The 6,600-nt window shown below is 64.7% G+C and carries 5 protein-coding genes and 1 pseudogene; 4 read left to right on the top strand and 2 right to left on the bottom strand.

Annotated elements, in window-relative coordinates:
• Together MOV75_RS22975 and MOV75_RS22970 are read left to right on the top strand one after the other, a co-directional pair.
• Positions 1–719 (top strand): annotated as a pseudogene (locus MOV75_RS22975) (caspase family protein); the annotation flags it as partial.
• Positions 716–2,506: a caspase family protein gene (locus MOV75_RS22970; RefSeq protein ID WP_246928666.1), complete on the top strand. Its 1,791-nt coding sequence runs from the start codon at positions 716–718 to the stop codon at positions 2,504–2,506. The pseudogene MOV75_RS22975 and the gene MOV75_RS22970, both read left to right, overlap by 4 nt.
• 106 nt (positions 2,507–2,612) lie before the next feature.
• On the opposite strand, the gene MOV75_RS22965 is transcribed toward MOV75_RS22970, so the two are convergent.
• On the bottom strand, positions 2,613–3,785 hold the full coding sequence (locus MOV75_RS22965; RefSeq protein WP_246928664.1) for a M20 aminoacylase family protein: 1,173 nt from the start codon (positions 3,783–3,785) through the stop codon (positions 2,613–2,615).
• A 151-nt stretch (positions 3,786–3,936) separates the two neighbouring features.
• On the opposite strand from MOV75_RS22965, the gene MOV75_RS22960 reads away from it, so the two are divergent.
• The gene (locus tag MOV75_RS22960) at positions 3,937–4,431 is read left to right on the top strand and encodes a hypothetical protein (RefSeq protein ID WP_246928662.1); all 495 of its coding nucleotides are present in this window, start codon (positions 3,937–3,939) and stop codon (positions 4,429–4,431) included.
• Positions 4,432–4,488: 57 nt separating this feature from the next.
• Here MOV75_RS22960 and purB read toward each other — a convergent pair whose 3' ends face one another.
• Positions 4,489–5,796 carry an adenylosuccinate lyase gene (gene purB, locus MOV75_RS22955; protein WP_246928652.1) on the bottom strand — a complete coding sequence of 436 codons (1,308 nt, stop codon included), beginning with the start codon at positions 5,794–5,796 and terminating at the stop codon, positions 4,489–4,491.
• Between the two features lie 571 nt (positions 5,797–6,367).
• Here purB and MOV75_RS22950 point away from each other — a divergent pair.
• The coding region (locus tag MOV75_RS22950) for a TetR/AcrR family transcriptional regulator (RefSeq protein WP_247006667.1) at positions 6,368–6,600 on the top strand (233 nt) is incomplete at its 3' end.

Genomic DNA, 6,600 nt, shown 5'->3' with positions numbered 1-6,600 from the left:
GCAAGGACGCCGAGGCGGCCGCAGCGAAGGCATTGGCCGAGAAGCAGGCCGCGGAGAAGGCCAAGGCCGACCTCGCCGCAAAGCAGGCGGCGGAGAAAGCGGAACAGGCCGCAAAGCCGGCCGCCGATCGGCAGCTGCCCGAAGTCGAGAACCAGAAAGTGGCCGCGCTCTCGCCGGGGCCGACATCCACATTGTCGGCGGCTGACCTCGCCAAATCCGTACAGAGCGAATTGCGCCGTGTCGGGTGCCTGGCGTCGGCCGCTGAGGGCGAGTGGAGTTCGGCCGCGCAGCGCGCGCTGACGCTGTTCAACAAATACGCCGGCACCCAGCTCGACGTGAAGCTCGCCAGCGTGGTTGCGCTCGATGCGCTGAAGGCGAAGCCGGGGCGGGTCTGTCCGCTGGTGTGCAATTTCGGCTTCAAGGCCGACGGGGATCAATGCGTCAAGATCACCTGCCGCGCCGGCTATCGCGTCGGCGACGACAATGAATGCGAGAAGATCCCGGAGAAGAAGCCGGTTGCGACGCGGGAGGACTCAAAGAAGCGGGATACGGAGCGCAAGCAAGACGAGTCGACGCCGTCCAAGCCGCAGGCATCTGGCCAGATATTCTGCAATGCTGCGGGCTGCCGCCCCGTTGGCAAAGGATGCAGAATAGAGCGCGCCAGCACCTCTGATGCTAGCTCGGTGATGGCTGGCCGCACGAGAGAGGTCTGCAATTGACTCCGCATCGGCTCATTGCAGCGATCGTCTTTGCGACCTGGCTCGTTTGCGGACCGGCTCTCGCCGAGAAGCGCGTCGCGCTCGTGATCGGCAATTCCGCCTACAAGAACACGCTGCGGCTCACCAATCCCGTGAACGATGCCGCCCTTGTCGGCGACATGTTCAAGAAGGCCGGCTTCGATGCGGTCGACGTCAAGACAGACCTCAATGCCTCCGAGATGCGGCGGATGCTGCGCGAATTCGCCGGGAGGGTTCGCGACGCCGACATGGCGGTGATCTACTACGCCGGCCACGGCATCGAGCTCGACGGTAGCAACTATCTCATCCCGACCGATGCGATGCTGGAGACTGATGGCGACGTTCTCGACGAGACGGTTGCGCTCGACCGGGCGCTATTCGCGGTCGAGCCGGCCAAGCGGTTACGCCTCGTCATCCTCGATGCCTGCCGCGACAATCCTTTCGCCAAGACGATGAAGCGCATGGTGGCCTCGCGCGCGATCGGGCGAGGTCTCGCCAAGGTCGAGCCGACCAGCCCGAACACCATGATCGCGTTCGCGGCCAAGGCGGGATCGACCGCGTCCGACGGCGATTCCCGCAACAGTCCCTTCGCCACAGCGCTGGTCGAGCACCTTCCGAAGCCCGGGCTAGATCTGCGCAAGGCGTTCGGCTTCGTGCGCGACGATGTCCTGAAGAACACCGGCAACAGGCAGGAGCCCTATGTCTACGGCTCGCTCGGCGGCGACGACGTGCCGCTGGTGCAGGCGAAGCCGGCCGCTGTCGCCGGGCCGCAGGCCAATCCGCAGGACAGCGTGCGCAGGGACTATGAGCTTGCGCTTCAGGCCGGCCTTCGCGAGGCATGGGAAGCGTTCCTGCAGACTTATCCGGACGGTTTCTACGCCAACCTCGCCCGCGTGCAGTTGAAGAAGATTGCGGCTGAGGAAGATCGCGCACAGGCGACGGAGAAGGCCCGGCTGGCCGAGCAGGAGAAGGTGAAGCTCGCCGCCGAACGTGCCCAGAAGGCGGAGCTGGAAAAGGCAGCCGCGGCCGCCAAAGCCGCCGAGGATGCGCGGATCGCCGCGGAGAGGCAAAAGCAGATCGAGCAAGCAAAGGCCGAGACAGCCGAACGCGAGCGCAAGGCGGCCGAGGCGGCGGCAGCCAAGGCGCTTTCGGAGAAGCAGGCGATCGAGAAGGCGGCGGCTGAAGCTGTGGCGAAGCAGGCTGCGGACAGGCAGGCCGCTGAGGCCGAGAGCAAGAAGGTCGCGGCGCTGTCGCCGCCGCCGAGCGCCCCGCCACCCGTTGATGTGCCGAGATCGGTTCAGCTCGAGCTGCGCCGCGTCGGCTGCATGAAGGCCGAGCCGAACAGCAGTTGGAGCGAGACGGCACAACGCTCATTGACGCTATTCAACAGATACGCCGGCACCCAGTTCGATGCGAAGCTTGCGAATGTGGACGTGCTCGACGCGCTGAAGGCTAAGCCCGGACGCATTTGTCCGCTGGTCTGCGAGCGCGGCTTCAGGGCTGATGGCGATGCCTGCGTAAAGATCACGTGCCGCGCCGGATACCGTATCAACGAGGACAACGAATGCGAGAAGGTCCAAGACAAGAAGCCGGTTGCGCGCCAAGTTCCAAAGGCGCCGGACGAGAGCCGGAAGAGCGCCGAGACGGCCCCAACCAAGCCGCAAGCTGCGGGACAAATCTTGTGTACATCAGCAATCGGGTGCCGGCCCGTCCGCAAGGGATGTCATCTCAGTTCCGGCGGAGTGGGACAGTCTGAGATATGCCCCTGAAAGTTGGTCCGCAGCAACGCGCCGGGTAGAGTAGCCGACGCGGCTTACCTCTTGACCTCGGTTCGCGACCTGTGGCGAATTGCGCCTGCGAACCCGCCGTCCCGTCCTATCCCGCCGGCATCCGCGTCTCGACCAGCCGTGCCCAGAACGATGCGCCGTGGCCCAAAATGTTGTCGTTGAAGACGTAGGACGGGTGGTGGCACTCGTTGCCGTCGCCCATGCCGACCAGCACCATTGCGCCGGGACGGGCTTCCAGCATGAAGGAGAAATCCTCGGCGCCCATCATCGGGATGAACTTGTCGTTGACGCGGTCAGTGCCGACGATGTCACGGGCGACGTCGGCGGCAAGGCCGGCCTCGCGCGCATGGTTCATGGTCACCGGATACATCCGTGTGTACTTCGTCTCGGCCGAGCCGCCATAGGCGCGGGCGACGCTTTCGGCGACCTCGCCGATGCGGCGCTCGACGAGATCGCGCACCTCAGGATCGAGCGTGCGCACGGTGCCGCCGAGCTCGGCGACCTCCGGGATGATGTTGAAGGCCGTGCCGGAGTGGAATTGCGTGATCGAGATGACCGCCGATTTGAGCGGATCGACGTTGCGCGCCACGATCGATTGCAGCGCGTTGACGATCTGCGAGCCGATCAGCACGCTGTCGACGGATTTGTGCGGACCCGCGCCGGCGTGACCGCCCTTGCCGTGGACCGTGATCTGGATGTTGTCGGAGGAGGCGAGCATCGCGCCGGGCGTGGTTGCGAAATGGCCTTCCGGCAGGCCCGGCATGTTGTGCATGCCGTAGACCTCCTGGATGTTCCAGCGCGTCATCAGCCCGTCCTCGACCATGGCCTTACCACCGCCGCCGCCTTCCTCGGCGGGCTGGAAGATCATGATTGCTGTGCCGTCGAAATTGCGCGTCTCGGCGAGATATTTGGCGGCACCCAGCAGCATCGCGGTGTGGCCGTCATGGCCGCAGGCGTGCATCTTGCCGGGAACCTTCGACGCGTAAGGCACGCCCGAGGTCTCCATGATCGGCAGCGCGTCCATGTCGGCGCGCAGGCCGATGGTCTTGCCGGAGGCGGACTTGCGGCCGCGGATCACGCCCACCACGCCGGTGCGGCCAATGCCTGTCACCACCTCGTCGCAGCCGAACTCGCGAAGCTTGTCGGCGACGATGCCGGCGGTGCGGTGGACGTCGTATTGCAGCTCCGGATTCTCGTGGAAGTCATGGCGCCAGGCGGCCATTTCGTCGGAGAGGGCGGCAACGCGGTTGACGATGGGCATGAGGTGGGATCCGTTTCTTCTGTGTTCGCGGGAGCGATGACGCGCGAGCGTACTCCGCGGCATGGCGGTGCGCAAATGGTCGCCGGGCTTTCGTCACCGCGCGCTGCGGCTATAAGGTGAGGCAGCGAGAGGCCGGGGACGAGGGCAAGCCATGAAGTTTGGACGCGATAGTCTTGTGCTGGTTGCCTGCCTCTCGCTCCTGGCCAGCCCGGCCTTGGCCTGCGATGTCGGCTCGGCGGCGGCTGCGGTCGCATCGGTGAGCCAGAAGATCCAGGCCGGCCAAATCAAGCGGATCGATCTTCAAAAGATCTCCGATCGTCTGCTCGCCAGCATTCCGATCTCGCCCGAGCATTTTGCGAGCTATGCGAGCGAACGCAAGACCCTGATCCTGACGCCGCGCGATGCAACCGAACTTGCGGAAGCGGTCAGTGCGCTGGCGCCGGCACGACTGTCCTACCAGCCTGATTTGCGCTGGCAGCTCGTCTTCCTGGATGAGGCCGGCAACAAGCTGCACAATTTCTTCTTCAGCAAGCGCTATGTGCAGGGGCGCGGCCGCGCGGGCTATGTCGACGGCAACATGTGCGCCTTCAGCACCGCCGCCATCGGCAGTCCCGCTCTGGTGAAATGGCTGCGGGAGCGACTATAGATCGCGGTTGCACGTGCCAGGCAGCCACGATCTGCGTGGCTGCCGCGCAGGCGATGCTCAGCTCTCGCCGAACACCCGCTTGAAGATCGTGTCGACGTGCTTCAGGTGATAGCCGAGGTCGAACAGCTCCTCGAGCTCGGCATCCGAGAGATACTTCTTCACCTCGGTGTCCTTCTTCAGGAGCTGGAGGAAGTCGCCTTCGCCGCGCCACACCGGCATCGCGTTGCGCTGCACCAGCTTGTAGGAATCCTCGCGGCTTGCGCCCTTCTGCGTCAGCGCCAGCAGCACGCGCTGCGAGTGCACGAGGCCGCCGAGGCGGTCGAGATTCTTCTGCATGTTGGCGGGGTAGACCAGGAGCTTGTCGATCAGGCCGGCGAGGCGCACCAGCGCGAAGTCGAGCGTGACGGTCGCATCCGGACCCATCATGCGCTCGGCCGAGGAGTGCGAGATGTCGCGCTCGTGCCAGAGCACGACGTTCTCCAGCGCCGGCGTCACATAGGCGCGGACCATGCGGGAGAGGCCGGTGAGGTTTTCGGACAGCACCGGGTTACGCTTGTGCGGCATGGCGGAGGAGCCCTTCTGCCCCTCCGAGAAGAACTCTTCGGCCTCCAGCACCTCGGTGCGCTGCATGTGGCGGATCTCGACGGCGATACGCTCGACCGAGGAGGCGATCACAGCAAGGGTCGAGAAATACATGGCGTGGCGGTCGCGCGGGATCACTTGGGTCGAGATCGGCTCCGGCACGAGGCCCATTGCCTTGGCGACATGCTCTTCGACGCGCGGATCGATCTGCGCAAAGGTGCCGACGGCGCCGGAGATGGCGCAGGTCGCAACCTCTTTCCGCGCCGCGATCAGGCGCTCCTTGGCGCGGGTGAATTCGGCATAGGCATAAGCGAGCTTGAGGCCGAAGGTCACGGGCTCGGCATGGATGCCGTGGCTGCGGCCGATGGTCGGCGTCATCTTGTGCTCGAAGGCGCGCTTCTTCAGGGCCGCCAGCACCTTGTCGAGATCGGCGAGCAGCAGGTCGGCGGCGCGGGTGAGCTGGACATTGAGGCAGGTGTCGAGCACGTCGGACGAGGTCATGCCCTGGTGCACGAAGCGCGCCTCGGGGCCGACGATCTCGGCGAGGTGGGTGAGGAAGGCGATGACGTCGTGCTTGGTCTCGCGCTCGATCTCGTCGATGCGGGCGACGTCGAAGGTGGCGTTCTTGGCCTTGGCCCAAACCGTCTTGGCGGCCTCCTTGGGGATGGTCCCAAGCTCGGCGAGGGCGTCCGCCGCATGCGCCTCGATCTCGAACCAGATCTTGAACCGGGTCTGCGGCTCCCAGATCGAAGCCATTTCCGGGCGGGTATAGCGGGGGATCATCTGACAGCTCCAAAGAGGTGGGCGGGGACACCCCAGGGGACGCTAGGGGCGCAGGCTCCGGCCAAAATGCTTTTTACGCCGCGATTTAGCAGAGCGGCGAGGGTGAAACAAACGTTCCGGCCCGCCGAACGGGGGGGACGGGCGGCTAATCCACCGGTAGGGGGCGACGGGTCGCCCCCGGAGAAAAATTGGATGTCATTCACGTATCATTGACTGACAGATATTGAAATCTGTCATCGAGGCGTGTATATCCGTTCTTGGACGTTCCGATTGGGCGTCCCGCGACAAGCCCCGGGGAGCCCGACATCCGAACCAAGCTCGGATCGAAGGGCGGATTGAAGAACGGGGACCCGCGGACGAATGGAGACTTGAGATAATGACGACCGAAATCCTCAATTTTACCGGCGTGATTGGGCATTGGCTCAATGTGCTGGTTGCGCGCCAAATCGCGGCGCAGGCTGCAAAACTACCTCATTAAGGCATAGGCTTTCCGAAACGACCGGCCAGGGCGCTTCGGAAGCAGCCCTACTGCCGGGGTTAAGTGAGCCCTCAACGGGAACATGGTGCTGGCATGAATGAAGCTGTTGTCTTGACGCCGGAGCGGATCCTCGAAGTCACCGAGGATGTGCTCAGGCGCTTCGGACTTGCCAAGGCCACCGTGGTTGACGTTGCCCGTGCGCTCGATGTGAGCCATGGCAGCGTCTACCGCCATTTTCCCAGCAAAGCGTCGCTGCGCGAGGCCGTCGCCAAACGCTGGCTCGACCGCATCGACGCGCCGTTGCGCGCGATCGTCGACGAGCAGGG

The sequence above is a fragment of the Bradyrhizobium sp. PRIMUS42 genome (assembly GCF_023006515.1).
Taxonomy (GTDB): domain Bacteria; phylum Pseudomonadota; class Alphaproteobacteria; order Rhizobiales; family Xanthobacteraceae; genus Bradyrhizobium.
This window is presented reverse-complemented; position numbering and strand designations above follow the sequence as displayed.

Bases quoted from the DNA above. Each gene is read 5' to 3' on its own strand.
- MOV75_RS22965 (WP_246928664.1), bottom strand. From the start codon at position 3,785: ATGCCCATCGTCAACCGCGTTGCCGCCCTCTCCGACGAAATGGCCGCC.
- MOV75_RS22960 (WP_246928662.1), top strand. From the start codon at position 3,937: ATGAAGTTTGGACGCGATAGTCTTGTGCTGGTTGCCTGCCTCTCGCTC.
- purB (WP_246928652.1), bottom strand. From the start codon at position 5,796: ATGATCCCCCGCTATACCCGCCCGGAAATGGCTTCGATCTGGGAGCCG.